The sequence below is a fragment of the Rhodococcoides navarretei genome (genome assembly GCF_038069675.1).
Lineage (GTDB): Bacteria > Actinomycetota > Actinomycetes > Mycobacteriales > Mycobacteriaceae > Rhodococcoides > Rhodococcoides navarretei.
Window position 1 is genome coordinate 974,561 of the sequence record NZ_JBBPCN010000001.1, and the last position, 26,348, is coordinate 1,000,908.

A 26,348-nucleotide genomic window follows, 5' to 3' on the forward strand; every position below is an offset into this window, starting at 1 on the left:
TCGGATCCGATATGGCAGAGAGCACCCCTGCAGCAGCGAGCATCACGCAGCCGGCTGCTGCACCGGCAGTCGACCGCGAACCCTGTCCGGCCGAGAACGGTCGTCCCGGATGGGCGCTGCTCGGATTACTGCTCGCCGTCTCGGCGGCCATCGCGATCATGGCGCTGGGGATTTCGGCCGGCTGAACGCCCGTCCCGCACTCGGTGGCAGGATGTCTGGCGTGAGCTCAGACACCGACGCACCGATCGCCCGGCCCCGAGTGGTTTCGGCCGCCTACTGGCTGTGGCTCGCCTCTGCGGTGCTGCTGATCGTCGTCTGCATGATCGCCCTCACGCTCCCCGCCGACCAGATCCGGGCGTCCTTCACCACCGGCGGCGCGACGGACGAGCAGATCGACTCGTTCCTGACGGTCTTTCGCGGACTCGGCGTGATCTTCGGAGTGGTCGGCTTGGCCGTCGGCCTGATGTCGGGCCCTGTCCGTGGCGGAGACCGCAGGTTCCGACGGGCACTGGTGGCTCTGTCCGGAGCCATCGCACTGCTGCTGACGTTCGCCGCGCTGGTGTTCCCGTTCGTGCTGCTGGTGATCACCGTCGCGCTGGTGGTTGCAGCGGTCCTGGTCTACCGGCCGTCGGCCCGTGAGTGGTTCGTCCGTGAACAGTGAGACCTCCGCCGACGATCCCGTGCTCTTCCACGAGCCCGGTGGTCGGTGGCGCATGCTGGCCTGGGGCCCGGTGTTCTGCCTCGTGGTGCTCGCGGTGGAGCTCGCATCCGGCCCGGTGATCCACTGGTTCGCTCTTGCGCTGTTCTCGCTCATCCTCGTCGGTCTCACGTACGTCCAGCTGCGGGCCGCGAGGATGCACGTCAGCGTCGAACTCACCACCCGGCAACTGCGTCAGGGCACCGAGACCGTCGACCTTGCCGAGATCGACGCCATACTGCCGCCGGCCGAGTACGCCGACGGGGACTACGAGCCGAAGAGGTGGGAGACCGCGCGGGTGCTCGGTGAACTGTCGGGCGTACCGCGCAAGCGGCACGGCATCGGGCTGCGTCTGGTGGGCGGGGGACTGGTGCAGGCGTGGGCCAAGGACGACGACGGGCTGCGCGCGGCTCTCGAAACGGCGAAGCAGGAGTACCTGTGAGGAAGTCCCTCGGGTGGGCGGAGCTGGTGCTGGCGCTGCTCGCGGTGATCGGAGTCGTGGCGTGCTGGAACGCGGGCGTGCGCACCAGTGAGTTCCCCGCTGTCCCCGACGTGTCCCCGGCCTATTCGGGGACGTTCTACTCGGGGTCCTGGATCGCGTTGGCCAGTCTGTCGGCAATCGTGGCCGGACTGCTGATCGTCGACGGCATCCGCCGTATCCTGACGGGTCGTGCACCCCATACCGGGTAGGGGTATGGTTGGCGCTATGAGCAGCTACAGCGCCGAGCAGGACGACCTGCTGAAGCGATTGCGTCGTATCGAGGGCCAGGTGGCCGGGATATCGAGGATGGTCGCCGACGATCGGTACTGCATCGACGTCCTCACTCAGGTGTCCGCGGCGACCAAAGCTCTGCAATCGGTCTCGCTGAAGCTGCTCGACGCCCACCTCGCCGGATGTGTCGTCGAGGCCGCGAGGCACGGCGGGCCGGAAGCCGACGCGAAAGTGAAAGAGGCGTCCGAGGCCATCGCGCGCCTGGTGCGCTCCTGACTCGAGAAGGGAAAATCAGATGCAGACGACGTATTCGGTCGAGGGCATGACGTGCGGACATTGCGCGACGTCGGTGCGAGAAGAAGTATCGGAGATCGCAGGCGTCACCGGCGTCGACGTCGATGTTGATTCCGGTGCGGTCGTGGTGAGCAGCGATTCGACGCTCGATACCGCGACGGTGGACGCCGCGGTGGCCGAAGCCGGGTATCGACTGGTGTCCTGACACACGACTGCGCTCCGTCGGTGGTTCGGAAGTCCCGAAAACGGTGATACCGGGAAAATGAGACTCATCGAACATCGTCAGGAGCGCTCGTGAAGAAACCGGTCACCGGCGCAGTGGTCATCGCCATGAGCGTCGCCCTGGTTGCGGCCTGTTCGGCGGACACCTCCGAACCCGGCAGCAGTGCAGAGCCGTCCGAGTCCGCGACCTCGTCGTCGCAGGGCTCTTCTTCCGCCGCTGCTCCCTCCCCGGGTGCGCCTGCCGGACCGCTGCCGAACCTGACGGTCACCACCGTGCTCGACGGCCTCGACAAACCGTGGGACGTGGTGGCTGCTCCCGATGGCACGGTGCTGACCGGGGAGCGCTCCGGCCGGTTCGTCATCCGCGACTCGGCAGGAGTCCAGCGTGAACTGAACGCGGACCTCGGCGACCTCTACGCCGCCGGTGAGACCGGGCTCATGGGAATCGCACTGGCGGTGGATTTCGAGTCCTCTCGAACCGTGTTCACCTGCCAGGGGCGTCGAGGTAGCGGCGAGAACAGCATTGCCGTCGTGGCGTGGACCGTGGACCCGGAGTGGACTCGGCTCTCGCGAACCGGAACCCTCGTCGACGACATTCCCGTTGCCGACGGCGGGCGTCACGGTGGCTGCCGCATCCTGGCTCACCCCGACGGCACGCTCTACATCGGCACCGGGGACACTGCGAGCCCCAGTGTTCCTCAGGACCGAAACTCGCTGGGCGGCAAGGTGTTACACGTCAACGCAGACGGCACCGCCGCAGCCGACGCACCGGATCGCATCTTCACGCTCGGGCACCGCAATGTGCAGGGACTGGCCATCCGTCCCGGAACCGATCAAATCTTCGAGGTCGAGCAGGGGACCAGCCGAGACGACGAGCTGAACCTGTTGGTGCCGGGCGGCAATTACGGTTACAGCCCCGATCGAAGGTCGTCGGTCTACGACGAATCGGTCCCGATGACCGACCCCGAACGGGTTCCCGGTGCCCTGCCTGCAGTGTGGAGTTCGGGCGATCCAACCATCGCCACCCCCGACGTCACATTCACCGACGGTGAGCAGTGGGGCTCCTGGAACGGTGCCGCGGTGATCTCGAGTCAGCAGGGCGAGAAGCTCGTCTTCCTGGCATTGTCGGAGGACGGAACGGAGTACGTCGCCGAGGCGGAGGCGCTGGACGGCACATACGGCAGGCTGCGTTCGCTCACCCCCTTCGGAAGCGACGGCGGCTTCCTGCTCACCACCGACAACGGATCCGACGATCAGGTACTGCTCGTCACGCCCGAGATCGGCTGAACCGAGGTTGCTGACGGGCGACCGATCGCGTCGTGAGTCGGCGAGGCACCTCCGGAGTGTGTTTAAGATCATGTGATACCGGTCATATCGGGCCGGTCGCCGATCGTCGTCAGGAGTGTGGATGAACAAGCTGGTGTCCAGTTCCGGAGTACTCGCCGCCAGCGTCTTCCTGACGCTGGCCTCTTCGACAGCCGCAACGGCACAGCCCGATCCGCTCCCCGGTCTGACGGTCACCACGGTGCTCGACGGACTCGCGAAACCGTGGGATGCGGTGGTTGCTCCGGATGGAACGGTGCTGACCGGTGAGCGTGCCGGCCGGTTCGTGATCCGCGACGTCGACGGTGAGACACGCGAGCTCGCCGCGGACCTCGACGATCTGTACGCGTCCGGCGAGACCGGCCTGATGGGCATTGCCCTCGCGACGGATTTCGCCGAATCCAGAACCATCTACACATGCCAGGGCGTGCAGGGTGGCGGAGGCGGCACCGGTAGCGCCGGGACCGGTAGTGCAGGCGGGGGCAGCGACAACCACATCGCCGTCCTCTCGTGGACCGTCGACCCGGAGTGGACCGCTCTGACGCGCACCGGCACCCTCGTCGACGACATTCCCGTCGCCGACGGCGGCCGTCACGGCGGCTGCCGAATTCTGGCCCATCCCGACGGCACCCTGTACATCGGTACCGGAGACACTGCGTCGCCGACGGTTCCGCAGGATCGGGACTCGTTGGGCGGCAAGGTTCTGCACATCGACGCCGACGGTTCGGCAGCCGCGGGTTCGCCGGATCGCATCTTCACCCTGGGACATCGGAACGTGCAGGGCTTGGCGATCCGGCCCGGTACCGGCCAGATCTACGAGGTGGAGCAAGGAACCAGCCGGGACGACGAGCTGAACCTGCTTGTGCCCGGTGGCAACTACGGGTACCGCCCCGATCGTCTCCCGTTCATCTACGACGAGTCGGTACCGATGACCGATCCGACCCGCGTGCCCGGAGCGCTCGCCGCCGTGTGGAGCTCGGGTAGCCCCGCCATCGCAACGCCCGGCCTGACCTTCGCGAACGGCCCGGGGTGGGGTTCCTGGAACGGGGCCGCGGTGATATCGAGTCAGCAGGACGAGAAGCTCTTGTTTCTCAAGCTCTCCGAGGACGGCACGGAATACGTCGACGAGGCGGACGCTCTGGTGGGCACCTACGGCCGACTGCGCTCGCTCACCAGCTTCGGCGACGCAGGAGCATTCCTGCTGACCACCGACAACGGATCCGATGACAAGGTTCTGCTCGTCACCCCCGCTGCCGACTGATGTGCGGGCCGGAAGTCATCGAGACGGTTCACCGCAGAATCGGCCGTAGAGCACTGTTCGGGTCGTTGGGAGCCGCGGCGTTGACCGTCGCGGCGACCGGAGCGGTTCGCGCCGAACCGATTGTCGCGTCGGCAATTCCGGCGGGCCGACTGATCGACCTGACCCACACCCTGAGCCCGACGTTTCCGGTGTGGCCGGGCAACGAACCGTTCTCGATGCGTCCGGTCGCGGCCTACGAGTTGGGTGGCTTCCTGGTCAACAAGCTCTCGTACTGGGAGCACACCGGCACCCACGTCGATGCCCCGGCGCATCGCTTTCGCGGCGGCGCGACAGCAGACATCCTGCCCCTCGAAGACCTCATTGCCCCGCTGGTCGTGGTGGACATCTCGGCCAGGGCCGCCGCTGATCCCGACGCGGTGGTGACGACCGAGGACATCGCGCAGTGGGAACGCGAGCACGGCCGGATTCCGGACCGAGCGTTGGTGGTGATGCACAGTCGATGGCAGCACAGGCTTGCCGAGCGTGCTGCCCCAGGCTTCGGTGGCGACGCGGCGCAGATGTTGGTGCACGAGCGAAACGTCGTCGGAATCGGGGTCGACACACTCAGCCTCGATCGGATGACCGACCGTGAATACCCGGCGCACACAGCCGTTCTCGGGGCAGGCCGGTACGGAGTCGAAGCGCTCGCGAATCTGGATGCGGTGCCCCCGGCAGGGGCGACGGTCGTCGTCGGCGCGCCGAAGCACGCGGGCGCGACCGGCGGTCCCTGCCGGGTCTTCGCGGTAGTTCCCGGCTGAACCCGGCTACGCGTCAGTGCGCGTGGCTGGGGTTGTCGGCCGGCTCTTCCTCGCTACCCGCACCGGGCTCACCGAGCATCGCGGCACCGACCAATGCGTCGGGAATTCCGAAGCCGTCGACGAGTAGTTCGGCGTGCGGACGCAGCGTCCGGCACCGCTCGTTGATGGCGCGGGTCACGGCCTTGGATCGCTCGGTGGACAGGTAGCGGTGCTCGATGAACCAGGCCTTGTCCGCCTCGATCACCGACAGCGCGTACAGGTCGCAGACCTCGTCGAGCAGGTCCTTGGTGGTGGGATCCTCGCACGATTCGATGCCGGCGATGAACGCCTCGAAGATGATGCGGTCGATGTGCGCGCTCGCGGCATGGAGCACGTGATCCTGCACCGCGTTGAACGCCTCGAACGGGCTGGTCTCCTTGGACTTGGACTGCAGCCGGCGTGCGACGGTGGAGAGCAGGTACTCCTCGCGATCCTCGAACATCTTGACCTGGGTACCGCGGTTGAACAGCGAACCCTCTTCCTCGTTGTCCTGGCGCCGATCGAGGATGGTCTGCATGATCGCTTGGGCCGCAGTGCGTTTGACGACGCGGTCGCCCACCATGTCGGCGGCGAACTTGACCCATTCGACCGGGCTCATGGACTTGACGTCGTCGGCGTACGCGGTGAGCAGCTCCTTGGCGACCAGCTGCGTCAGCACATGATTGTCGCCCTCGAACGTGGTGAACACATCCGTGTCGGCCTTGAGTGAGATCAGCCGGTTCTCGGCGAGATAGCCTGCGCCGCCGCATGCTTCGCGAGCCTCCTGGATGGCCGCGGTGGCGTGCCAGGTGTTCGCGGCCTTGAGACCTGCCGCCCTGGACTCGAGCTCGCGCTGCTCCTCGGCGTCCGGACTGTCCGCGGTCTGCAGCTCGTGCATCTTCGACACGAGCTCGTTCTGTGCGAACTGCAGCGCATAGGACTTGGCGATGAGCGGGAACAGTCGACGCTGATGCACCAGGTAGTCCATGATCAGGACCTCCTGATCGGAATCGGGTGCGGCGAACTGCCTGCGCTGCAACGCGTATCGCGTGGCGATGTCGAGGGCGACGCGGGCGGCCGCGGCGGCGCTGCCGCCCACTGTGACACGACCGCGAATCAACGTGCCGAGCATCGTGAAGAACCGTCGAGACTTGTTCTCGATGGGGGAGGAGTACGTACCGTCGTCGGACACGTCGGCGTACTTGTTGAGCAGGTTGTCTCGCGGGATGCGAACGTGATCGAACATGAGGCGGCCGTTGTCGACTCCGGGTAGACCGCCCTTGTACTGGCAGTCCGAGGTGGTGACACCGGGTAGGTCGTCCCCGTTCTCGTCGCGGAGCGGAACGAAGAAGCAGTGCACGCCGTGGCCCTCTGGCTCCTCGCCCGGGCCCGCGGTGATGAGCTGGGCGAACACGGCGGCGACGGTCGCGGTTTCGGCAGCGCCGCCGATGTAGTCCTTGCGCGAGGACGGCGTGGGGGAGTTGATGACGAACTCGTCCGTCTTCGGGTCGTACGTGGCCGTGGTCTCGAGCGACTGCACGTCGCTGCCGTGTCCGGTCTCGGTCATGGCGAAACAGCCGAGCAGATCGAGACTGATGATCTTGGGGACGTAGGCCTCGTGGTGGCGTTCGGTGCCGAGATTTTCGATGGCACCGCCGAACAGTCCCCACTGGACGCCCGCCTTGACCATGAGAGACAGATCGCTCATCGCGAGCATCTCGATCATCGTCACCGCGGCACCGACGTCGCCGGTGCCGCCGTGTTCCTTCTTGAAGCCGTTGTCGGCTGCACCGGCGGCGGCGAGCAGCTTCATTTGCTCCATCGCCTTGGTGCGAGCGATGACGGTGTTCGGCGTGTAGTGCGGGCGGAACTCTTCGCGCGCAAGTTGCTGCCGCGCCTGGTTCTTCACATCTCGCCAGCGGCCGTCCAGAGTGTTCCGAAGGTGATCCGTTGTGGTTGCCATACTCGACGGTAACCTTTTGCGGCCGCCCGTGAAGGCCGGAAGGTCAGACCGGCCAGACGAATTCTCGGAACACTGCCCGACAGGACCGCCAGAAGCCCGATTTCGCGTACGGACCGTCGTGGAACAGTGACGCGCAGTTGTCCTCCAGAGCCCTGTTCACCAGGGGGCTGAAGTCGGTGAACTCACCGACCAGGAACTCCTTGAAGCCCGCCGGCCACGCGTTCTGGGCTGGTTCGTGTTGTGCCTCCACGACCGCGAGTGTAATGCAGCAGTAACACGGATGTTACAAATCCCACTCACTTCAGCAGCGCGAAGGCTTCCTGAGCGACGAGGAATGCATAGCTCGACGGAATCAGATCGATCGCGCCGTCGGCGCGGAACTGCTCGGTGACGATCCAGTCCTGACCGGAGGCGTCGGTGGCGAGGAACGCGCCGGCCAGATCGCCGGGCGCACTGCCACCCTTGAACCCCGAATACGGCCACAGCGCCGCGTCGAGCTGGACGCCCGGGTTCATCGCCAGGATGCGACGGTTCTCTTCCGCTGCCGGGCCGGTGGCCAGGTAACCCATCGCGGCACAGACGTCCTGCGCGTTGGCGAACCACTCCACGCCGTCGGCCGACGCCGGATTGTCGAGGAAGTTATCGAAGTCGATGTCCAGCGACCGGGAATCGGCTTGCGCGAGGAGCTTCTCGCGTCCGTCGGGGTCCGCATCCGCCCATTCGGATCGAAGATTCGGATCGCCGAAGCCGATGACGAAAAACTGCCGAGTGTCCATCATCGGGGTCATCACCGACGGATCGTGATGACCCATGACGGAGAGTTGACGCTCGACCCGATCGCGGCCGAGATGATCCATCAACAGATCGGTCGCGGTGTTGTCGGACAACGAGATCATCTTCTCGGCCGCGTCGCGGACCGACACCGTCGTGCCGTCGGGCAGATTCTGCAGCTCGCCGGAGGGCGCACTCTTGGTTGCGTCACGAACGGTGAGCGGTTCGTCCCATCGGACGGTGCCTGCCTCGATCTCGTCGGTGAGCGCGCCGAGGACGTACAGCTTGAACACCGACCCGAGGGGGAGCATCGAGTCCGCGTTGGTGGAGTAGATCGATTCGCACTCACCGCCGTTGAGCCGAGACGCGCTGTAGGAGTAGTTCGGAGCCACCCTGGACAGCGCGGCGTCGAGATCGTCGAACGACGAGATCGTGGGAGTGTCCGGCCGAGCCAGGAAGCCGTCGAGTGTGCCGTCGGCAGCGATCGACGTCGTGATCGTGGCCGGTATGCCTGCGGTGGTGAAGTGTAGGACGCCGGAATCGGGACCGGCCTCGAAACTCGTGGCGACGTTCGGTGCACCGGCGCGCAACTGTTCGAGTGGGGTGACGAGTCCGCCCAGCGGTGCAACAGCCTCGGCCAGCTCGGGCCCGGTGACGGCCTCGACCTCGGCAGAGTCGGGCGCTTCCTCGGCGTTGATCCATCGCAGGATGCGGTCGTTGAGCGCCCCGACGGGAGTCGAGGTGTCCACGACGAACGCCGGCGCGGTCGTGGAGGGCACGGGCGCTGCGGACGTTCCTCCGCAGGCGGCGAGGGTCAGGGTTGCCGCCGCGGCTACCCCTACGAGTCTCGTCATGGTGCGCGTCGTCATGTTGCGATGCTAATGGATTCGGACATTTCGCCTCTGGCCCAGTGTCGGGATCGGCTGTCGGGCGCTGTGGCAGTGTGCTGTGGCGTGCTGACTTCCGAAGACGTTCGCCGAATCGACTCCGATCATCTGTGGCATCCGTACAGCCGATTTCCGGCGACTACGACGCCACTGGTGGTCGAGCGTGCATCCGGGGTGCGGCTGACCCTGGCCGACGGCCGGGAACTGATCGACGGCATGAGCTCGTGGTGGGCGGCAGTGCACGGCTACGGGCATCCGGTGCTCGACGCCGCCGCGCGCGATCAGCTGAGCCGAATGAGTCACGTCATGTTCGGCGGCTTGACGCACGCTCCGGCGGCCAGGCTGGCCCAGCTGCTGGTGGAGATCACCCCCGCAGGCCTCGACAAGGTGTTCCTCGCCGATTCGGGATCGGTCTCGGTCGAGGTCGCGGTGAAGATGGCGTTGCAGTACTGGCGTGGACGCGGCGAGAACGGTCGCACTCGGCTGCTGACCTGGCGCGGCGGCTATCACGGCGACACGTTCGCCCCGATGAGCGTGTGCGATCCGGACGGCGGGATGCACGCGCTGTGGACCGATGTACTGGCGAAACAGGTGTTCGCTCCGGCTCCACCCGCGGAGTTCGATGCCGGCTACATCGCCGAATTCGAGCGGATACTGAGCGCGCATGCGAGCGAACTGGCGGCGATCGTCGTCGAGCCGATCGTGCAGGGCGCCGGTGGGATGCGCTTCCACGACGCGCGCTGTCTGCGGGAACTGCGTCGCCTGGCCGACGAGTACGGCGTGCTGTTGATCTTCGACGAGATCGCGACCGGATTCGGTCGAACCGGGGAGTTGTTCGCGGCCGATCACGCCGGTGTCGCACCCGACATCATGTGCGTCGGCAAGGCGCTGACCGGTGGATATCTGACGTTGGCGGCAACGCTGTGCACCACCGAGGTCGCCGAAACGGTCTCGGACGGCGAGGCCGGAGGCCTGATGCACGGGCCGACGTTCATGGGGAATCCACTGGCGTGCGCCATCGCGGTGGCCTCGGTGGAATTGCTGCTCTCGCGTGACTGGCGCGGTGAGGTGGCAGGTCTCGCATCGGGGTTGGCGAGCGGCCTCGCGCCCGCCCGGGCGCTCGCGGGGGTCGCCGACGTGCGCGTTCTCGGCGGCATCGGAGTCATCGAGATGCATCGTCCGGTGGACATGGCACGGGCCACGGCTACGGCCGTCGATGCGGGAGTGTGGCTGCGGCCGTTCGGGCGGCTGGTGTACGCGATGCCGCCGTTCATCTGCACCGATGCCGAGGTGGCGACCATCGCGGACGCCATGGTGGCGGTGGCGCGCGACCATACTTGAACAGTGTTCAAGTATGGTCGCTGCCATGACCGCTCTCGTTTGGCTCGACGCCACCGCACACGCCCGACGCCAGGCCGGCCTCGAGCGGGTCGTCGTCGCCCGTGCCGCCGAGGAATCGATCCTCGATCTGGCATCGAACGACTACCTCGGCCTGTCCCGGCATCCGGCCGTCATCGACGGAGCCTGCGCCGCGGTGCGCCGGTGGGGCGGCGGAGCCACGGGATCGCGGTTGGTGACCGGCACCACGACGGCGCACGAACGCGTCGAGGGCGACCTCGCGGAGTTCGTCGGAGCCGAGGCCGGGCTGGTGTTCTCCTCCGGCTACACCGCGAATCTCGGAACCGTGACGGCGCTGGCGGGCCGAGATTCGCTGGTGATCTCCGACGCCGCGTCGCACGCCTCGTTGATCGACGCCTGCCGCCTGTCCCGGGCACGAGTGGCCGTCGCTCGGCACTGCGATACCGACCATGTCGACGAGCTGTTGCGGGAGCGTCCCGAACATCGGGCCCTGGTGGTGACAGATTCGGTGTTCAGTGCCGACGGCGATCTCGCGCCACTGGCCGAGCTGTACGCGGTGTGTCGGAGACGCAACGCCGTGCTCGTCGTCGACGAAGCGCACGGATTGGGCGTTCGCGGGAACGGCGGCCGGGGAGCCGTCCACGAGGCAGGTCTCGCCGGAGCACCCGACCTGGTGATCACCGCAACGTTGTCCAAGGCCCTCGGATCGCAGGGTGGCGTCGTTCTCGGGTCGGCAGCAGTGCGCGATCAGGTACTGCACGGTGCGCGCACCTTCGTGTTCGACACCGGCCTCGCGCCCGCCTCCGTCGGCGCAGCGGCGGCCGCGCTGACCGTCCTGCGCGGAGAACCCGACCGGGTGCATTCGATCGGGGTGCGAGCAAAGCAACTGGCCGCCGCAGCGGGCGTCGAACCGACGACATCGGCGGTCGTTCCGGTGATTCTGGGCGATGCGCAGCGGGCAGTACGCGCGGCCGGTGACTGCCTCGGCCTCGGCGTCCGCGTCGGGTGCTTTCGGCCGCCGTCGGTTCCGGCCGACGGGTCTCGACTGCGACTGACCGCGCGCGCCGATCTCACCGACTCCGACATCGACCGTGCCGCGTCGGTCCTGGCGCAGGTGCTGCGATGACGGTTCTGGTCGTGACCGGAACGTCCACCGGCGTCGGCAAGACCGTCGTCACCGCGGCACTTGCGGCGGCGGCACGGGCAGGCGGATGGACCGTCGCGGTGTGCAAGCCGGCGCAGACCGGCGTCGGAGGTGACTACCCGGACGAAGCCGATATCGACACGCTGCGCCGCCTTTCGGGGGTGGTCGGAGTCGAACTGGCGCGGTACCCGGAGCCGCTGGCTCCGGACGTCGCGGCCCGCCGATCGGGACTGCCGATGCTCGAACTCGGCACCGTCGTCGACGCGGTGCGCGACCTCGAGACAGACCACGACCTCGTTCTGGTCGAAGGTGCGGGCGGGGTTGCGGTGCGCCTGGGCGCAGACGGGTTCACCGTGCTCGACACAGCAGGCGCAGTCGAGGCACAGGTTCTGATCGTGACCGGCGCGGAGCTGGGGACGCTCAACCACAGCGCTCTGACGATTGCCGCAGTACGGGCGGCGGGCATCGAGTGCGCAGGTCTGGTGGTCGGCTCGTGGCCTCACGAACCGAGCCTGGCGGCGCACGTCAACCTCGACGAGTTGCCGCTCGTGACGGGACTCGAGCTCGTGGCCTGCATTCCGGAGGGAGCGGGTGAACTGGCGTCGAGCGAGTTCGCGGACCTCGCCCGCGGAGCTCTCGGTGAGTTTGTCGACTCTTTACTCGGGTACCCGGCATAGATCTACTGCCGGTTCGGCAGTCAAGAACATGGGAGTACGCCAATGAGCACCACCGTATGGATCATCGTTGCAGTAGTCGTCGTACTTGTGGTTGTTGCCCTCGCCGTCGTCGTGGCGCGTAAGGGCAAGGAACGTAAGAGGTTGGAAGCGAACGAGATTCGCGAAAAGGCAGCCGACGAGGCAGCGCTCGTCGAGGAACGTGAGCTGCTGGCCAGGGAGAGCGAGGCCAAGGCGCGCCGGGCCCAGGCCGAAGCAGACGTCAAAGCGGCCGAGGCCGACAAGCTTGCGCAGCAGGCTCACTCTCATCAGGGTGTTGCGGCGCAGTCGCGTGATGATCTGGACGCCGAATTCGCTCGCGCGAACGAACTCGATCCGGACGTCGATCATCGATCGGGTGCCAAGGCCGCACACACGGACAACACCGGCCGGCTCGACGATCACGGGCAGGCGCACCACAGCGGGGCAGACACCAACGAGACCTACCCCGGCCAGCACGACGCCGGGGCACGAAACACCGCTGCTCATGATGCCGCCGCGCACACGAGCACCGACCCGCGTAGCACCGGGGAAAAGGTTCGCGACACCGTCGACCCACGTACGGACAACGGACACCACCGCACGAACTGACAGCGAGACGCCGCTGCCGTCGGAGATAGCCCGGAGTTCGAATGTCGACCGGATCGAAGCAGTGAACCGGCCGTGACCGGCAATCCGGACGTGCCCCCGACGGCAGCCCGGCACCAGCAGATTTAGTCGGTCGAAGTGTGCGGCAACTCGAGTTCGACGACCTCGTGCTCGCCGAGGTCCGGCCGCTCGTTGGTGATCTTCGCCTTGGCGTAGGCCAACAGGTTCGACACCTTCGACCCAGGGGTGGACCAGTACTCGGCTCCCTCGGCGGCCACGTGGATCAACGCGACCTCGCGCGAATCGGGGTTCTTCTCGAACCACGCGACCGCCCGGGTGTTCCAGAGCTCTTCGGCCTTGGTGTCGTTCTCGACCACGGCCGCGGTGCCGGACAACGACACCCAACCCTCACCGGATTGAAACGAGACGTTGACCGTCGGGTTCGCCGCGATATCGCGCACCTTGCGGGAGTCATGGGCGGCGAAGAACCACAGATCGCCGTCGAACTCGGCTTCCTGCAGCGCCATCGGACGCGAGATGAGATGGCCGTCTCGGCCGACGGTGGTGAACATGCAGAGTCCGGCTTCGGACATCAATTCGGCGACTTTGGTGACGCCGTCGGCGCCATGGTCTGTATTCGTCATCCAAACCGACTACCCGGTGTTCTGACTGCCGAACCTATGAACTGGCAAAACGGACTTCGTGGTGAGGAGCCTGCGGATGGTGTTCATGCCCGAGGACAAGAAAACCGACGAGGACTGATGCCGTCGGGCGAACCCATTATTACGCCCTGTAGTTGGTGATTTCGCCGAACCTGGGACACTGGACGATGTGACTGTTTCTCCCGGCGACGACGCCCCCGTATCGGCCCAGCTGTTCGCCCGTGCAAGCGAGGTGATCCCCGGCGGCGTGAACTCCCCGGTGCGTGCATTCGCGTCGGTCGGCGGAACGCCTCGATTCATCACCCGCGCCAGCGGATACACGATGACCGACGCAGACGGGAAGTCCTACGTAGACCTCATTTCGTCCTGGGGCCCGATGATCCACGGACACGCCCACCCGGCCATCGTCGAGGCCGTCCAGAAAGCGGCATCGACCGGTCTGTCGTTCGGTGCGCCCACCGAGCGCGAAATCGAACTCGCCGAGGAAATCGTGCGTCGAGTCGGCCCCGTCGACCAGGTTCGCCTTGTGAATTCGGGCACAGAGGCCACCATGAGCGCGGTGCGCCTGGCGCGCGGGTTCACCGGCCGCACGAAGATCCTCAAATTTTCCGGCTGCTACCACGGCCACGTCGACGCCCTGCTGGCCGACGCGGGCTCGGGACTGGCCACCTTCGGACTGCCGACGTCACCCGGAGTGACCGGCGCTCAGGCGTCGGACACCATCGTCGTTCCCTACAACGACCTCGATGCCGTGACTGCTGCCTTCGCGGCCAACCCCGGCCAGATCGCATGCATCATCACCGAGGCAGCCGCGGGCAACATGGGCGCAATTCCGCCGGTCACCGGGTTCAACGAGGGCCTGCGCCGCCTCGCGACCGAGCAGGGCGCACTGCTGATCATGGACGAGGTGATGACCGGATTCCGCGTCAGCGCAGCCGGTTGGTACGGCATCGACGGCGTCGCAGGCGACCTCTACACGTTCGGCAAAGTCATGTCCGGCGGGCTTCCGGCCGCCGCATTCGGTGGTCGAGCGGACGTGATGGCCTATCTCGCGCCGGCCGGACCGGTGTACCAGGCGGGCACGCTCAGCGGTAACCCCGTCGCCGTCGCCGCCGGTTTGACGAGCCTGCAACTGGCCGACGCAGCCGTGTACGAGAAGCTGCAGACCAACTCGCAGCGACTCGGAACACTGCTCGGCGACGCCCTCACCGCCGAAGGCGTCACCCATCACGTCCAGTTCGCGGGCACTATGGTGAGTGTGTTCTTCGCCGATGGACCCGTCACCGACTACGCGCAGGCCAAGGCCGCGCAGACGTGGCGATACCCGGCGTTCTTCCACGCCTTCCTCTCCCGCGGCGTGTACCCGCCGCCGAGCGCATTCGAGGCCTGGTTCGTCTCCGCGGCCCTCGACGACCGCGCCTTCGAGATCATCGCCGACGCCGCCCCCGCCGCCGCGAAGGCTGCGGCAGCCGCCACGGCTCCCCAGTGACGTCCACCCAGAACTGATTCACCATCCGACTACCGAGAAACAGGACCCCGACGTGACCGAGGCCCCCGCAGCACATCCGCACTCGACGACGCGCACCATCGTGCACGTCCTCCGGCACGGCGAGGTGCACAACCCCAAGGGCATCCTCTACGGACGGTTGCCGGGCTTCAAGCTGTCGGTGACCGGCCAGGCGCAGGCCAGGTCGGTCGCGGACGCGCTCGCCGGCCACGACATCACCCACGTCGTTGCATCGCCGCTCCTGCGCGCCCAGGAGACCGCCGGACCCATCGCCGCGGCTCACGGCCTGACCATCGCCGAGGACGAGAACCTCATCGAGGCAGGCAACGAATTCGAGGGGCTGCGCGTCGCCGTCGGTGACGGAGCGCTTCGCAGGCCCCGGCACTGGTGGAAGCTTCGCGATCCCTTCACCCCGTCGTGGGGCGAGCCGTACCTGCAGATCGCGCACCGCATGCTCGCCGCCGTCAACGCGGCCCGCGTCGAAGCCGTCGGGCACGAGGCCGTCTGCGTCAGCCACCAACTCCCGGTGTGGACCCTGCGCCGTTTCCTGCAGGGCGACCGGCTCTGGCACGACCCGCGCAATCGTCAATGCGGTCTCGCGTCGCTGACCTCGCTCGTCTACGAGGGGGACCAGCTCGTGGACCTCGTCTACTCCGAGCCAGCGGGAGCGTCCGATCCGAGGATCTCCGGTGCGTAGGCTTCTGCTCGCGCTCTTCGCAGTGGCCCTGGTCGCGGGATGTTCGACCGGCACCGACGCGGTTGCTCAGGGTGGCACCTTCCAGTTCGTCTCGCCCGGTGGCAAGACCGACATCTTCTACGAGCCCGACGAGCGCGGCACCATCGGTGAGCTGTCCGGGCCCGACCTGATGACCGAGGGCAAGACGACCTCCCTGTCGGATTACGACGGTGACGTCGTAGTTCTCAACGTCTGGGGGCAGTGGTGCGGACCGTGCCGCGGTGAAGCCGACGACCTGGAAGAGGTCTACGAGGCCACCGAGTCCCTCGGCGTCGAGTTCCTCGGGATCAACGTGCGCGACGAGTCGCAGACCGCCGCCCAGGACTTCGTCGTCAGCAACAACGTGAGCTACTCCTCGATCTACGACCCGCCGATGCGCACCCTCAACGCGCTCGGTGGCGTCCCCACCTCCGTCATCCCGACGACCATCGTGCTCGACCGACAGCACCGCGTCGCGGCAGTGTTCCTGCGTGAGCTGCTCGCCGAGGACCTGCAGCCCGTCGTCGAACGCGTCGCAGCCGAGGAGCCAGTGCAGCCGTGAGCGAGATGTACCTAGCCGGGGTCGGCGCGAGTTTCCAGGAAGCGGCGGCCTCCGGGCCGCTGATCCTGGCCCTCGGAGCCTGCGTCCTGGCCGGGCTCGTCTCCTTCGCGTCGCCGTGCGTGGTGCCCCTGGTGCCCGGATATCTCTCGTACCTCGCCGGCGTAGTCGGAGCGGACGCCCCGGCCGTCAGCGCCGACGAAGCAGCAGTCAAGACGAAGGTCCGCAGTGGCCGATTGCGGGTCGCTGGGGCGGCAGGACTGTTCGTCCTCGGCTTCACCGTCGTGTTCGTGCTCGCCACCGCATCGGTGTTCGGAGCGATCTCCGTCCTGGCGATCAACCGCGAACTGCTCATGCGGATCGGCGGCGTCGTCACCATCGCCATGGGCCTGGTGTTCGTCGGATTGATCCCGGCCCTGCAACGCGACGTGCGCTTCGAGCCGAAGCAGATCGGCTCACTGGCCGGAGCGCCACTGCTCGGCGGCGTGTTCGCACTCGGGTGGACCCCGTGTCTCGGGCCGACCCTCGCCGGTGTCATCTCACTGGCCGCAGGTACCGACGGTACGACGGCAGCGCGCGGCGTCGTCCTGATCGTGGCGTACTGCCTCGGCCTCGGCTTGCCGTTCGTGATCCTCGCGTTCGGTTCGGTCAGCGCGCTGCGAGGCGTCGGCTGGCTACGTACACATGCACGACAGATACAGGTGTTCGGCGGAATCATGTTGATAGCAGTAGGAATTGCACTGGTCACCGGTGCCTGGGATCAGTTCGTCGGCTGGGTGCGCGACGCCTTCGTCTCCGATGTGGTGTTGCCGATATGACCGCCGATCTCGAAGAGCGCACCGGGGCTCCACGCACGCAGTCTCCGCTCGGTCGGGGAGTGGCTCTGATCCGCAACACCTGGCGTGGTCTGACCAGCATGCGGACCGCGCTGGTGCTGCTGTTCCTGCTGGCCTTTGCCGCGGTGCCCGGTGCCCTGGTACCGCAGCGCAGCCTCAACGCGGGCAAGGTCGACGAGTACATCGCGAACCGCCCGACCCTCGGCCCCATCATGGACAAGCTGGAACTGTTCGACGTGTTCGGCAGCTTCTGGTTCACCGCGATCTACGCACTGCTGTTCGTCTCGCTGATCGGCTGCATTCTGCCGCGCTGCATCGAGCACGCGAAGCAATTGCGCACCAAGCCCGTTCGCGCGCCCCGCAACCTCTCCCGCCTGCCGCACCACAGCCGCTACGAGGTCGACGGAACGCCGGAGGAGACGGCGGCGCAGGTGCGCACCCAGTTGCGTGGCTGGCGCGTCGCCCAGCGGTCCGAGGACGGCGGAGCAGTGACGCTGTCGGCGGAGAAGGGTTACGTTCGCGAACTCGGAAATCTCGTGTTCCACCTCTCGCTCGTCGGACTGCTCGCCGCGATCGCCATGGGCAAGCTGCTCGGCTACGAGGGCAACCGGATCGTCATCGCCGACGACGGACCCGGATTCTGCACCTCGACCCCCGCCAACTACGACTCGTTCCGCGCGGGCAACCTCGTCGACGGCACCGCACTCGAGCCACTGTGCGTGCGCGTCAAGGACTTCACGGCCGACTACCTCGAGAACGGCCAGGCCGAGATGTTCACCTCCAACATCGAATACCAGGCAGGCGAGGACCTGACCAACAACGTCTGGCGCGACGATCAGCTGCAGGTCAACCACCCACTGCGTGTGGCAGGCGATCGCGTCTACCTGCAGGGCCACGGCTATGCACCCACGTTCACCGTGACGTTCCCGAACGGTGAAACCCGTACCGACACCATCCAGTGGCAGCCGACCGACGCGACGACATTCCTCTCCAGCGGAGTGCTGCGCGTCGATCCGCCCGGCGGCCTCTATCCCGACCCGCTGGATCGACGGAAAAATCAGATCGCCATCGAGGGACTGTTCGCGCCGACCGCGTCGTTCCACGGCAGCCTGCTGTCGTCGAGCTTCCCGGCGATGAACGACCCCGCCGTCGCCATCGACATCTACAAGGGCGACACCGGCCTCGACACCGGACTGCCGCAGTCGATCTTCTCACTCGATCAGGAAATGATCGCCCAGGGCAGGCTCGTGAAGCAGGACCGCGTCAACCTGATGCCAGGAGAATCCGCGACGCTCAGCGACGGAACCGTCGTCACGTTCGACGGAGCGGAAGAATTCGTCAACCTGCAGGTCTCGCACGACCCGGCCCAGACCTGGGTCCTGGTGTTCGCGCTGACGATGATGGGCGGACTGCTCGTCTCACTGGTGATCAAGCGTCGCAGAATCTGGGTCCGGCTCACCGCCGACGCGCAGTCACGACGTACTGTAGTAGACCTCGGCGGACTTGCACGCACCGATCAGGCGGGGTGGGGCGAAGAGTTCGACCGCCTGTGCACCCGCCTGCTCGGCGACACCTCGAAACAGGAGAACTGACCGATGCCGATCAACGAGACCCTCTCGCAGTACAGCGACTGGTCCTTCGAATCAGCGTTCACCATCTACGTGCTCGCATTCGTCCTGCTCATCGCCCAGTACGCCTCCGCCAAGGCGACGGCCGTCCAGGCCAAGGAACTCGTCGGCGCCGGAGCCCCGGTTGCCGACAGCCGGCCGGGGCTCGTCGTCGAAACGCCGAAGCGACCGCTCTCCGATCGACTCGCAGGCATGGGTTTCGCGTTGCTCGCCCCGGCCCTCGCGCTGCATATCGCCTCGGTCGTCCTCCGCGGATTCGCCACCCACCGATTCCCGCTCGGCAACATGTACGAGTTCGTGACCATGGCCACCGCAGCCGCGGCTCTGACCTCGGTGATCGCGCTGCGCAAGAAGACGATGCGCCCGATGCTGGTGTTCGTTTTGGCTCCGATCATCGTGCTCATGTTCTTCGCCGCCACCAAGCTCTACGCCGACGCCGCTCCGGTCGTCCCCGCGTTGCGCTCGTACTGGCTGCCCATCCACGTCACCATCGTCAGCGTCGGCAGCGGCATCCTCCTCGTCTCCGGCGTGGCAAGCCTGCTGTTCCTGCTGCGCATCAAGCAGCCCGTCGGCGAGGAAAGCCTGGGATTCTGGGGCAAATTCGCCTCGAAGCTGCCCGACGCCCAGGCCCTCGACCGGCTTGCCTACAAGACGACCATCGTCGCCTTCCCGCTCTTCGGGGCCGGCGTCATCCTCGGCGCGATCTGGGCCGAAGCCGCGTGGGGCCGCTTCTGGGGCTGGGACCCCAAAGAGACGATGTCGTTCATCACCTGGATCATCTACGCCGCTTACCTGCACGCACGGGCCACCTCCGGATGGCGCAACACCCGCGCGGCCTGGATCAACATTGCCGGATTCACCGCCATGCTCTTCAACCTCTTCATCATCAACATGGTGGTCTCGGGACTGCACAGCTACGCGGGTCTGAACTAGTTGTCGGCAGCTGCGCAGGCTCCGCACGGGACTGCCAGCTGGTAGCGTCCGATCCGGCTCGATGGGGGAGACATCCGAGCTCGGATCTTCGATGTGGGACGCGAACTGGGGGGAATCGGTCATGGCCGATCGGCACGAGAACAACTGGCAACCCGTCCGGCCCTTGGACGAGGATGTGCCGGAAGAACATGTCGCTTCGCCCGACGGACCCGAGCCGGTCGTCGTCGCAACGGCAGTGGTGGCCGAGCCGGAACCGCCGCGGGAGCCCTTTCGCTCGACCCCCATCACGATGCCGCCCGAGAGCGTCGACATCCCGACGGTATTGCCGCCCGAGGCCACGGCTCCCGCGGCGCGAGCCGCCGAGCCCCCGTCGAAAACAGGGTCCGTACCTGCCGACGGTAAAGACAACACGGACTCCCCGACCCCTGCGGGGATGGTCGACACCGCAACGAATCCTGCGGTGTCGACGGTAGAACGCACTCCAAGTCCTCCGCCGCTCGAGGCGAAGCCGATTCAGAGCCCCCCTGTCGGAGCTGGACCACTACCGGCTCAGAACTGGGCACCACAGAACTGGGGACCGCACAACCAGTGGGTACCGCAGAATCAGGGCGCACCGCGCGGGCAGATGGTCCCTCCGGAGCAATGGCGTCCGCAGAGTCAATGGGCATCGCAGCCCGGCCAGTGGCCTCAGCCGCCGCAGCAGAACCAGATGCATCCGAATCGGCCACAGATGATCGGGCAGGGCCCCGGCGATGCACCTGTCGCGCCCGGAGCGGTGCCGGCCGACAGCCCGGGTGGGGCGGGTGGGGCGGGTCTTCAACCCGGCCCACCGCCGGTGCCGTTCGATCTCGGTAGTTCGTTGCTCGTACGGTCGGGGAGTGTGCCGCCGATGAGCGGGTGGCGTCGGGCGCTGTACCTGATGTCAGGCGGTCGCATCGATGTGGGCAACAGTGCAGCCCAGCAGCGGCGCCTGGCGCTGACCGCGCAGGTGGGTCGGCCTCTCGTCGGGTGCTATCGCGTCGCGGTGCTCTCCTTGAAGGGGGGTGTGGGCAAGACGACGACGACTGCGACGCTCGGCTCGACGTTCGCCGAGCTTCGAGGTGACCGGGTGATCGCGATCGACGCCAACCCCGATCGTGGAACCCTGGGGCAGAAGGTTCCCTCCGAAACCACCGCCACTGTCCGAAACCTGTTGCGCGACATGCATTCTCTTGACCGCTACGGCGATGTTCGGGCCTACACGTCGCAGAACGCCCACCGACTGGAGGTGTTGGCGTCGGATTCGGATCCGGCGACGTCCGAGGCATTCAGCGGCGAGGATTACGACCGCGCGGTCGCACTGTTGGAGAAGTTCTACAGCATCGTCATCACCGACTGCGGCACCGGACTGATGCACTCGGCCATGGAAAGCATCCTAGAGGGGGCCGACACTCTCGTCGTCGTCAGCTCGAGCTCGGTGGATGGCGTACGGAGCGCGTCGGCCACGCTGGATTGGCTTGATGCACACGGCTACCGAGAGCTGGTGGCGAGGTCGGTGGCGGTGGTCAACGGGGTACGGCCGAGGGCGGGGAAAGTCGACCTGCAGAAAGTCGTCGAGCATTTCGAGCAGCGGTGCGCTCACGTCCGGACGATTCCATTCGATCCGCATCTCGAAGAAGGTGCGGAAATCGAACTGGATCGTCTTCGTGGTCGCACGCGAAAGGCGCTATTGGAAGTCGCGGCAACGGTGGCGGCAGGTTTCCCTGATGCGCCCACCGCTCACCGCCGCAACTGACAACTCCCGGGCCCTATTCGCTGGGTTCGGTGCCGGCCTCGGTTCCGTCTTTTTCGCCGCGGCGAGCTTCACGGTTGAGTCGCCACAGGAAATCGGGATCGTCATCGGGTCCGACAGTGCGGGTGGGTGCAGCTTGCGCGCTGGGTCCGAATGCCTTCCAGAACAGAACGATCACTGCCACCAAGCCGATCAACGCCAATAGATAAATCACGACGCACCTCCTACTACGAGGGTAGCCGCGATGCAATGGCCTCCGCACCCGTCGAGCGTCGAAGATTCCTGAGAATGTTCGATGAGTTCGTACGGGCGCGGATTACGCCGAAGGATCGTTGTTCGGGACTCCCGAATCAGTGGTGTGCGCCGGCTTCCGTCGTCAGAGAGGTCAGCAACTGCATGACTTCGGTCTCACGGAATCGACGGTGTCCGCCCGGAGTGCGGAGCGATCCGAGGCGTCCGGCATGTGCCCAGCGTGTCACTGTCTTGGGATCGACGTGAAAAAGCGCGGCTACCTGACCCGGAGTGAGAAGTGAGTCCTGAGCCTTGTGAAAAGTGGGTGCGCTCATCTGTCGTGTCCTCCTACGATGCGGTTCGGCGCATGTGCGTCGAACCGGAGATATCGGTCTGCTGCGTTCGGACCCCATGGTTGCACTCGAACCCCTAGGTACTCGACTGATACAAGGTTGGTAAAGGGGAGGTAATGGACAAATCGGTCACCCGGGGGTGGGTCGGAACGCTGGCCGCGCCCGGTAGATTGGGACCCGTGAGTGACGCGACGAACGCCGACAGCAACGATCCGACCAGCGAAAATGCCGCGACAGGCAGGTCGGCGAAGAAGTCCCTCGCCGTCAACCTCGGCGTCTACACCTTCGCCAGACTTGCGCTCGTCGTCGTGATCGCGGCCGTCATCGTCGGCGTCGGTTTACTGTTCGGCGTCGAGGTCCCGGTGCTCGTGGCGGCAATCTTCTCGGTGCTGATCTCGCTACCGCTGTCGCTGCTCCTGTTCAAGAACATGCGCATCCGCGTCAACGAGTCCATCGCGGCAGTCGACGAGGGTAGACGCGCTGCGCGCGCGGACCTGCAGTCGAAGCTGCGCGGTGAAGACGGCAAGAAATGACCAGGTCGGTCGACCACTCCGGATCGCGGGCTTGGGTCGACAACGCGGTTCGCTTGATCGAGGCGGATTCCCAGCGCAGCGCCGACACGCACTTGCTGCGGTACCCGCTCCCCGCGGCGTGGGGTATCTCGCTGTACCTGAAAGACGAGTCCACTCACATCACCGGCAGCCTCAAGCACCGGCTGGCTCGGTCGTTGTTTCTGTACGCAATCTGCAACGGCTGGGTCACCGAGCGTACGACGGTCATCGAGGCCTCGTCGGGCTCCACCGCCGTCAGTGAAGCGTATTTCGCCGGCCTGCTCGGACTGAAGTTCGTCGCGGTGATGCCCCGGAGTACCAGCCCGGCCAAGGTCGCACTCATCGAGTCCCACGGCGGGAGATGTCACTTCGTCGATCGGCCCGGGGAGATGTACACCGAAGCGCATCGACTCGCGGCCGAGCCCGACAGCCATTACATGGATCAGTTCACGCACGCCGAGCGAGCCACCGACTGGCGCGGAAACAACAACATTGCCGAGTCCATCTTCGACCAGCTTCGGCTCGAAGAATGCCCCATTCCCGACTGGGTGGTGGTGGGTGCAGGGACCGGAGGGACCAGCGCCACCATCGGTCGCTATATTCGATACCGCAGGCATGCAACGCAATTGGCTGTTGTGGACCCCGAGAATTCGGCGTTCATCGGCGGTTACGAGACCGGAGATGCCGGCTTCGAAACGGGCCTGTCGTCCCGCATCGAGGGCATCGGCCGGCCGCGAGTGGAACCGTCGTTCGTCGGTCAGGTGATCGACCGCATGATCGCGGTGCCCGACGCAGCCTCGGTTGCTGCTGCCCGATTCACCTCGGAGGCACTCGGAAAACGGGTGGGCGGATCGACCGGTACCAACATCTGGGGAGCCTTCGGATTGATCGCGGAGATGATCGCCGCAGGCCGGAGCGGGAGCGTGGTCACACTGCTGTGCGACGGCGGAGATCGGTACTCGCAGACCTACTTCGACGACGCCTGGGTCGCGAGCCAGGGGATGGATCTCGAGGAACCGACAGCAGCTCTCGACGGGTTCATTCGCACCGGGGTGCTCTGAGGCCTACGTGGCCACCGCCATCGATGCCGCTGCAGTTGCAGCGGACACCGCGGCGACCGCCGGCCAGGCACCGATCTTCTTGGCGAGCGGGTGCGAGGCACCGAACGCGACGAGGTACGTTCCCAGCAGTACACCGGCGCGGGCCGAACCGGAAGACTTCTGCCATCGCGTAGTGCATGCCACGCCGACAGCTGCGAGTACCGCCCCGCCGAGCTGACGATTATGGGACTGCCGGGCAACGGCGAAGCCCCCGAGCAGACCGCTGGCAGCGAGTGCGGAGGTGGCGAGCGCGTGACGAGAATCGGTGGTGGGCATGATCGTCACCCTAGCCGCGCCTGAACCCGCAGGCCCCTCGCCAGGTGGTCTCGTTGCTCGATAACCAAGCGCCGCAAGGCAGCCGGCGCCCACTCGTGCTCGGCGAGCCAGCTGTCCGCGGACTCCGTCGACGACTGCTGGGGAAACAGTCGGACCACTATTCGCCTGGCGATCTCGATGCTGCGGGAGGTCCACAGCGAGGAGATGGCTTCGAAATACCGATTGTCGTACGGCTGAGTCAGCTCCGGTCGGTGGCCGGCCCCGAAGCCGGTGATGAACGCGTCGAGGACGTCGTTCGATGCGTCGTCGCGTTCGGTGATGGCAGTCCACGCCCTCGCCTTGACCTCGGCATCCGGTATCGCCGTCGACGCCGCGGTGTGTGCGGTGCGCCCCGACGAGGTGTCGTCGGAGGCCAGCTCTGCATCGAGGTCGACCGAGGTCGCGTTTCCGGTGGCGGCGAGAGCCAACCAGAACGACCACCGCTGATCGGGATCGAGACGTAGGCCCGTCACGGTCGCCGTGCCATCGAGAAGTGCGCGCAGGTCCGCTGCGCGCGACCCGTCGAGCTGGGCCGCGGCCGCGGTGGCGCGCGCCCACACCAGCTGCGTATCGCTCCCTGGTTCGCTCGAGTTCAGTTGCGTCCACGCGACCTCGAGCCATCGCCGGCTGGGTTCTCCCCGTCGGTCCTCCGGCAGGTAGTGCTCGAGGGCGTACCCCACGTTGGCCGTCACTGCCGAGAGTAGGCCGATCTTGGGCTCGTTCGGGGCGAATCTGGTTGCGATGTCGATGTATTCGAGTGCAGACATTTCGGCGTCGCGGGTGGAGTTCCACAGTGCGGACCACACCAGGCCCCGGGCGAGTGGATCCACGATGCGATCGAGGTGAGCCTGCACGGTGGTCTTCGAGCGCTCGTCGAATCGGATCTTGGCGTACGTCAGGTCGTCGTCGTTGAGCAGCACCAGCGCGGCATCGGGAAGGTCTACCGGAGTTCGTGCGTCGGTGATGTCGAGTTCGCGGCGGTGAGTTCTCGTCAGATTCCCCGCCTCGTCGAGATCGTAGAGTCCGATGGCAATGCGGTGCGGTTTCGGATCTGTCTGCTCGACGGCATCGCCGGAGTAGCTGAGCGTCGAGACGCCGGTGGTCTGCAGCCATGCTGCGGCCCAGGTGTCGAGGTCGCGTCCGCTCGCGGTGGACATCTCGCTCAGCAGGTCCGTCAGTGTGGTGTTGCCGAATGCATGGGTGCGAAAGTAGTTGCGGGACGCCGCGAAGAAGGCGTCGGCACCCACGAACGCGCCGAGTTGTTTGAGGACGCTCGCCCCTTTGGCGTAGGTGATGCCGTCGAAGTTGAGCTTGGCGGCCTCGAGGTCGGTGATGTCGGCGACGATCGGGTGGGTGGTCGGAAGCTGATCCTGCAGATATGCCCACGCTTTACGTCGGTTGGCGAAGCTGACCCAGGCATCGGTGAATCGGGTCGCCTCGGCCGACGCGTACGCGCCCATGAAGTCGGCGAACGATTCCTTGAGCCACAGGTCATCCCACCACTGCATCGTGACGAGGTCGCCGAACCACATGTGCGCCATCTCGTGCAGAATCGTATTGGCGCGGGCCTCGTACTGGGCTTCGGTTGCTGCAGAACGGAATACGTACGATTCCGTGAATGTGACGAGGCCCGGATTCTCCATCGCACCGAGGTTGTATTCGGGGACGAAGATCTGGTCGTACTTCCCGAACGGGTACGGGTAGTCGAACCTGTCGTGAAAGAAGTCCAGGCCCCGCTTCGTGGTGTCGAAGATGTCCTCGGCATCGAAGTACTCGGCAAGCGAGGCTCGGCAGTATGCGCCGAGAGGCACCGTGAGTTCGTCTCGCGTCCAGGAGGATTGAACCCGGTGGTACGGTCCGGCCGCAACCGCGGTGATGTAGGTCGAGATCGGCAGAGTCGGCGCGAAGGTGGTGACCGTGTCGTCGGTGACACCCTCGCGGTTGGACAACACGGTCCACGTCGGCGGAGCCGTGACCGTCAGAGTGAAGGGGGCCTTGAGGTCCGGTTGCTCGAAATTCGCGAATACCCGTCGTGCATCGGCCGGTTCGTACTGCGTGTAGAGATAGACGTTGTCATCGACGGGATCGACGAACCGATGTAGTCCTTCACCCGACCGGCTGTACTTTCCGTGCGCGCGAATCCGGACGATGTTGTGCTCGGTGAGTCCGACCAATTGAATGCGTGAGCCGTCGTAGTCGATCGGTGTGTCAACACCGTTGACGGTGACCTCGTCGACTGCGGCACCGATGAAGTCCACCCACGTCGCAGCCGTGCTTGCGTCGAATTCGATGGTCGTGACCGTCTCGAAAGTGTCGACGTCGGAGTCCTCTGCGTGCAGAAGATCAAGGTGGACGCGATAGCTCACGCCGGCGATGTGGCGCGACCTCCGGCGAGTTTCGGTACGGGTCAGATTTGCGGTGCTCACCGAACCAACCCT

General features: G+C 66.2%; 30 protein-coding genes. 22 read left to right on the forward strand and 8 right to left on the reverse strand.

The window, feature by feature from the left end; genetic code table 11:
* Window positions 1-11: 11 nt before the first annotated feature.
* From AABD04_RS04850 to AABD04_RS04890, 9 genes are all read left to right on the forward strand, one after another.
* Window positions 12-185 (forward strand): hypothetical protein, encoded by a 174-nt coding sequence (locus AABD04_RS04850; protein WP_243596434.1) that lies wholly within the window; start codon window positions 12-14, stop codon window positions 183-185.
* Between the two features lie 35 nt (window positions 186-220).
* Window positions 221-661: a hypothetical protein gene (locus AABD04_RS04855; RefSeq protein WP_341440416.1), complete on the forward strand. Its 441-nt coding sequence runs from the start codon at window positions 221-223 to the stop codon at window positions 659-661.
* 52 nt (window positions 662-713) lie between these two features.
* Entirely contained in the window at window positions 714-1,139 is a 426-nt protein-coding gene (locus AABD04_RS04860) for a hypothetical protein (protein WP_243596523.1), read from the forward strand.
* Window positions 1,136-1,387 (forward strand): hypothetical protein, encoded by a 252-nt coding sequence (locus AABD04_RS04865; RefSeq protein WP_341440417.1) that lies wholly within the window; start codon window positions 1,136-1,138, stop codon window positions 1,385-1,387. The genes AABD04_RS04860 and AABD04_RS04865 overlap by 4 nt, the downstream gene beginning before the upstream one ends.
* Window positions 1,388-1,403: 16 nt before the next feature.
* Window positions 1,404-1,685, forward strand: coding sequence for a metal-sensitive transcriptional regulator (locus AABD04_RS04870; protein WP_341440418.1), 282 nt, complete (start codon window positions 1,404-1,406; stop codon window positions 1,683-1,685).
* Window positions 1,686-1,704: 19 nt separating this feature from the next.
* The gene (locus tag AABD04_RS04875) at window positions 1,705-1,908 is read left to right on the forward strand and encodes a heavy-metal-associated domain-containing protein (protein ID WP_243596430.1); all 204 of its coding nucleotides are present in this window, start codon (window positions 1,705-1,707) and stop codon (window positions 1,906-1,908) included.
* An 89-nt stretch (window positions 1,909-1,997) separates the two neighbouring features.
* A complete protein-coding gene (locus AABD04_RS04880) occupies window positions 1,998-3,212 on the forward strand; it encodes a PQQ-dependent sugar dehydrogenase (RefSeq protein ID WP_341440419.1) in 1,215 nt (404 codons plus the stop codon).
* Window positions 3,213-3,333: 121 nt separating this feature from the next.
* Window positions 3,334-4,509: a PQQ-dependent sugar dehydrogenase gene (locus AABD04_RS04885; RefSeq protein WP_341440420.1), complete on the forward strand. Its 1,176-nt coding sequence runs from the start codon at window positions 3,334-3,336 to the stop codon at window positions 4,507-4,509.
* The gene (locus tag AABD04_RS04890) at window positions 4,509-5,306 is read left to right on the forward strand and encodes a cyclase family protein (RefSeq protein ID WP_341440421.1); all 798 of its coding nucleotides are present in this window, start codon (window positions 4,509-4,511) and stop codon (window positions 5,304-5,306) included. Before AABD04_RS04885 ends, AABD04_RS04890 begins: the two co-directional genes overlap by 1 nt.
* 13 nt (window positions 5,307-5,319) lie before the next feature.
* Here the strand turns inward: AABD04_RS04890 and AABD04_RS04895 are convergent, their stop codons facing one another.
* The 3 genes from AABD04_RS04895 to AABD04_RS04905 are packed head-to-tail and all read right to left on the reverse strand — an operon-like array spanning window position 5,320 to window position 8,927.
* On the reverse strand, window positions 5,320-7,287 hold the full coding sequence (locus tag AABD04_RS04895; RefSeq protein ID WP_341440422.1) for an acyl-CoA dehydrogenase family protein: 1,968 nt from the start codon (window positions 7,285-7,287) through the stop codon (window positions 5,320-5,322).
* A gap of 43 nt (window positions 7,288-7,330) precedes the next feature.
* A complete protein-coding gene (locus AABD04_RS04900) occupies window positions 7,331-7,537 on the reverse strand; it encodes an inositol 2-dehydrogenase (protein WP_341440423.1) in 207 nt (68 codons plus the stop codon).
* A 46-nt stretch (window positions 7,538-7,583) separates the two neighbouring features.
* A complete protein-coding gene (locus AABD04_RS04905; RefSeq protein WP_341440424.1) occupies window positions 7,584-8,927 on the reverse strand; it encodes a serine hydrolase in 1,344 nt (447 codons plus the stop codon).
* An 87-nt stretch (window positions 8,928-9,014) separates the two neighbouring features.
* On the opposite strand from AABD04_RS04905, the gene AABD04_RS04910 reads away from it, so the two are divergent.
* From AABD04_RS04910 to AABD04_RS04925, 4 genes are read left to right on the forward strand one after another with little or no spacing between them, the layout of a single operon-like run.
* Entirely contained in the window at window positions 9,015-10,286 is a 1,272-nt protein-coding gene (locus AABD04_RS04910; RefSeq protein WP_423228213.1) for an adenosylmethionine--8-amino-7-oxononanoate transaminase, read from the forward strand.
* A gap of 25 nt (window positions 10,287-10,311) precedes the next feature.
* Window positions 10,312-11,430 carry an 8-amino-7-oxononanoate synthase gene (locus AABD04_RS04915; protein ID WP_423228115.1) on the forward strand — a complete coding sequence of 373 codons (1,119 nt, stop codon included), beginning with the start codon at window positions 10,312-10,314 and terminating at the stop codon, window positions 11,428-11,430.
* Window positions 11,427-12,125 (forward strand): dethiobiotin synthase, encoded by a 699-nt coding sequence (bioD, locus tag AABD04_RS04920; protein ID WP_341440427.1) that lies wholly within the window; start codon window positions 11,427-11,429, stop codon window positions 12,123-12,125. Before AABD04_RS04915 ends, bioD begins: the two co-directional genes overlap by 4 nt.
* Before the next feature lie 42 nt (window positions 12,126-12,167).
* Window positions 12,168-12,752 (forward strand): hypothetical protein, encoded by a 585-nt coding sequence (locus AABD04_RS04925; RefSeq protein WP_341440428.1) that lies wholly within the window; start codon window positions 12,168-12,170, stop codon window positions 12,750-12,752.
* Window positions 12,753-12,874: 122 nt separating this feature from the next.
* Here AABD04_RS04925 and AABD04_RS04930 read toward each other — a convergent pair whose 3' ends face one another.
* Complete coding sequence (locus AABD04_RS04930; protein WP_341440429.1) at window positions 12,875-13,393, reverse strand: pyridoxamine 5'-phosphate oxidase family protein; 519 nt, start codon at window positions 13,391-13,393, stop codon at window positions 12,875-12,877.
* 187 nt (window positions 13,394-13,580) lie between these two features.
* Here AABD04_RS04930 and hemL point away from each other — a divergent pair, with 187 nt between their 5' ends.
* From hemL to AABD04_RS04965, 7 genes are all read left to right on the forward strand, one after another.
* Window positions 13,581-14,900: a glutamate-1-semialdehyde 2,1-aminomutase gene (gene hemL, locus AABD04_RS04935; RefSeq protein ID WP_341440430.1), complete on the forward strand. Its 1,320-nt coding sequence runs from the start codon at window positions 13,581-13,583 to the stop codon at window positions 14,898-14,900.
* Between the two features lie 52 nt (window positions 14,901-14,952).
* On the forward strand, window positions 14,953-15,615 hold the full coding sequence (locus AABD04_RS04940) for a histidine phosphatase family protein (RefSeq protein WP_243596416.1): 663 nt from the start codon (window positions 14,953-14,955) through the stop codon (window positions 15,613-15,615).
* On the forward strand, window positions 15,608-16,195 hold the full coding sequence (locus AABD04_RS04945; protein WP_341440431.1) for a TlpA family protein disulfide reductase: 588 nt from the start codon (window positions 15,608-15,610) through the stop codon (window positions 16,193-16,195). The genes AABD04_RS04940 and AABD04_RS04945 overlap by 8 nt, the downstream gene beginning before the upstream one ends.
* Window positions 16,196-16,200: 5 nt before the next feature.
* The gene (locus AABD04_RS04950) at window positions 16,201-17,010 is read left to right on the forward strand and encodes a cytochrome c biogenesis CcdA family protein (RefSeq protein ID WP_243596522.1); all 810 of its coding nucleotides are present in this window, start codon (window positions 16,201-16,203) and stop codon (window positions 17,008-17,010) included.
* On the forward strand, window positions 17,007-18,620 hold the full coding sequence (gene resB, locus AABD04_RS04955) for a cytochrome c biogenesis protein ResB (RefSeq protein WP_341440432.1): 1,614 nt from the start codon (window positions 17,007-17,009) through the stop codon (window positions 18,618-18,620). Before AABD04_RS04950 ends, resB begins: the two co-directional genes overlap by 4 nt.
* A 3-nt stretch (window positions 18,621-18,623) precedes the next feature.
* Complete coding sequence (gene ccsB, locus AABD04_RS04960) at window positions 18,624-19,589, forward strand: c-type cytochrome biogenesis protein CcsB (protein WP_341440433.1); 966 nt, start codon at window positions 18,624-18,626, stop codon at window positions 19,587-19,589.
* 433 nt (window positions 19,590-20,022) lie between these two features.
* Window positions 20,023-21,363 carry a MinD/ParA family ATP-binding protein gene (locus AABD04_RS04965; protein WP_423228214.1) on the forward strand — a complete coding sequence of 447 codons (1,341 nt, stop codon included), beginning with the start codon at window positions 20,023-20,025 and terminating at the stop codon, window positions 21,361-21,363.
* Window positions 21,364-21,376: 13 nt separating this feature from the next.
* Here the strand turns inward: AABD04_RS04965 and AABD04_RS04970 are convergent, their stop codons facing one another.
* On the reverse strand, window positions 21,377-21,574 hold the full coding sequence (locus AABD04_RS04970; protein WP_341440434.1) for a hypothetical protein: 198 nt from the start codon (window positions 21,572-21,574) through the stop codon (window positions 21,377-21,379).
* Window positions 21,575-21,710: 136 nt separating this feature from the next.
* Window positions 21,711-21,926 carry a BldC family transcriptional regulator gene (locus AABD04_RS04975; protein WP_037187021.1) on the reverse strand — a complete coding sequence of 72 codons (216 nt, stop codon included), beginning with the start codon at window positions 21,924-21,926 and terminating at the stop codon, window positions 21,711-21,713.
* Between the two features lie 197 nt (window positions 21,927-22,123).
* On the opposite strand from AABD04_RS04975, the gene AABD04_RS04980 reads away from it, so the two are divergent.
* Together AABD04_RS04980 and cds1 are read left to right on the forward strand one after the other, a co-directional pair.
* The gene (locus tag AABD04_RS04980) at window positions 22,124-22,477 is read left to right on the forward strand and encodes a DUF4229 domain-containing protein (protein ID WP_243596411.1); all 354 of its coding nucleotides are present in this window, start codon (window positions 22,124-22,126) and stop codon (window positions 22,475-22,477) included.
* A complete protein-coding gene (gene cds1 / locus AABD04_RS04985) occupies window positions 22,474-23,556 on the forward strand; it encodes an L-cysteine desulfhydrase Cds1 (protein WP_341440435.1) in 1,083 nt (360 codons plus the stop codon). Before AABD04_RS04980 ends, cds1 begins: the two co-directional genes overlap by 4 nt.
* A 3-nt stretch (window positions 23,557-23,559) precedes the next feature.
* Here cds1 and AABD04_RS04990 read toward each other — a convergent pair whose 3' ends face one another.
* Window positions 23,560-23,871, reverse strand: coding sequence for a hypothetical protein (locus AABD04_RS04990; protein ID WP_341440436.1), 312 nt, complete (start codon window positions 23,869-23,871; stop codon window positions 23,560-23,562).
* A 5-nt stretch (window positions 23,872-23,876) separates the two neighbouring features.
* Complete coding sequence (gene pepN / locus AABD04_RS04995) at window positions 23,877-26,336, reverse strand: aminopeptidase N (RefSeq protein ID WP_341440437.1); 2,460 nt, start codon at window positions 26,334-26,336, stop codon at window positions 23,877-23,879.
* Window positions 26,337-26,348 lie beyond the last annotated feature (12 nt).

Bases quoted from the DNA above. Each gene is read 5' to 3' on its own strand.
- AABD04_RS04885 (WP_341440420.1), top strand. From the start codon at position 3,334: ATGAACAAGCTGGTGTCCAGTTCCGGAGTACTCGCCGCCAGCGTCTTC.
- AABD04_RS04850 (WP_243596434.1), top strand. From the start codon at position 12: ATGGCAGAGAGCACCCCTGCAGCAGCGAGCATCACGCAGCCGGCTGCT.
- AABD04_RS04930 (WP_341440429.1), bottom strand. From the start codon at position 13,393: ATGACGAATACAGACCATGGCGCCGACGGCGTCACCAAAGTCGCCGAA.
- AABD04_RS04875 (WP_243596430.1), top strand. From the start codon at position 1,705: ATGCAGACGACGTATTCGGTCGAGGGCATGACGTGCGGACATTGCGCG.
- AABD04_RS04860 (WP_243596523.1), top strand. From the start codon at position 714: ATGCTGGCCTGGGGCCCGGTGTTCTGCCTCGTGGTGCTCGCGGTGGAG.
- AABD04_RS04890 (WP_341440421.1), top strand. From the start codon at position 4,509: ATGTGCGGGCCGGAAGTCATCGAGACGGTTCACCGCAGAATCGGCCGT.
- AABD04_RS04915 (WP_423228115.1), top strand. From the start codon at position 10,312: ATGACCGCTCTCGTTTGGCTCGACGCCACCGCACACGCCCGACGCCAG.
- resB (WP_341440432.1), top strand. From the start codon at position 17,007: ATGACCGCCGATCTCGAAGAGCGCACCGGGGCTCCACGCACGCAGTCT.
- AABD04_RS04950 (WP_243596522.1), top strand. From the start codon at position 16,201: ATGTACCTAGCCGGGGTCGGCGCGAGTTTCCAGGAAGCGGCGGCCTCC.
- AABD04_RS04965 (WP_423228214.1), top strand. From the start codon at position 20,023: ATGGTCGACACCGCAACGAATCCTGCGGTGTCGACGGTAGAACGCACT.
- bioD (WP_341440427.1), top strand. From the start codon at position 11,427: ATGACGGTTCTGGTCGTGACCGGAACGTCCACCGGCGTCGGCAAGACC.
- AABD04_RS04870 (WP_341440418.1), top strand. From the start codon at position 1,404: ATGAGCAGCTACAGCGCCGAGCAGGACGACCTGCTGAAGCGATTGCGT.
- AABD04_RS04925 (WP_341440428.1), top strand. From the start codon at position 12,168: ATGAGCACCACCGTATGGATCATCGTTGCAGTAGTCGTCGTACTTGTG.
- cds1 (WP_341440435.1), top strand. From the start codon at position 22,474: ATGACCAGGTCGGTCGACCACTCCGGATCGCGGGCTTGGGTCGACAAC.
- AABD04_RS04895 (WP_341440422.1), bottom strand. From the start codon at position 7,287: ATGGCAACCACAACGGATCACCTTCGGAACACTCTGGACGGCCGCTGG.
- AABD04_RS04990 (WP_341440436.1), bottom strand. From the start codon at position 23,871: ATGCCCACCACCGATTCTCGTCACGCGCTCGCCACCTCCGCACTCGCT.
- AABD04_RS04905 (WP_341440424.1), bottom strand. From the start codon at position 8,927: ATGACGACGCGCACCATGACGAGACTCGTAGGGGTAGCCGCGGCGGCA.
- ccsB (WP_341440433.1), top strand. From the start codon at position 18,624: ATGCCGATCAACGAGACCCTCTCGCAGTACAGCGACTGGTCCTTCGAA.
- AABD04_RS04975 (WP_037187021.1), bottom strand. From the start codon at position 21,926: ATGAGCGCACCCACTTTTCACAAGGCTCAGGACTCACTTCTCACTCCG.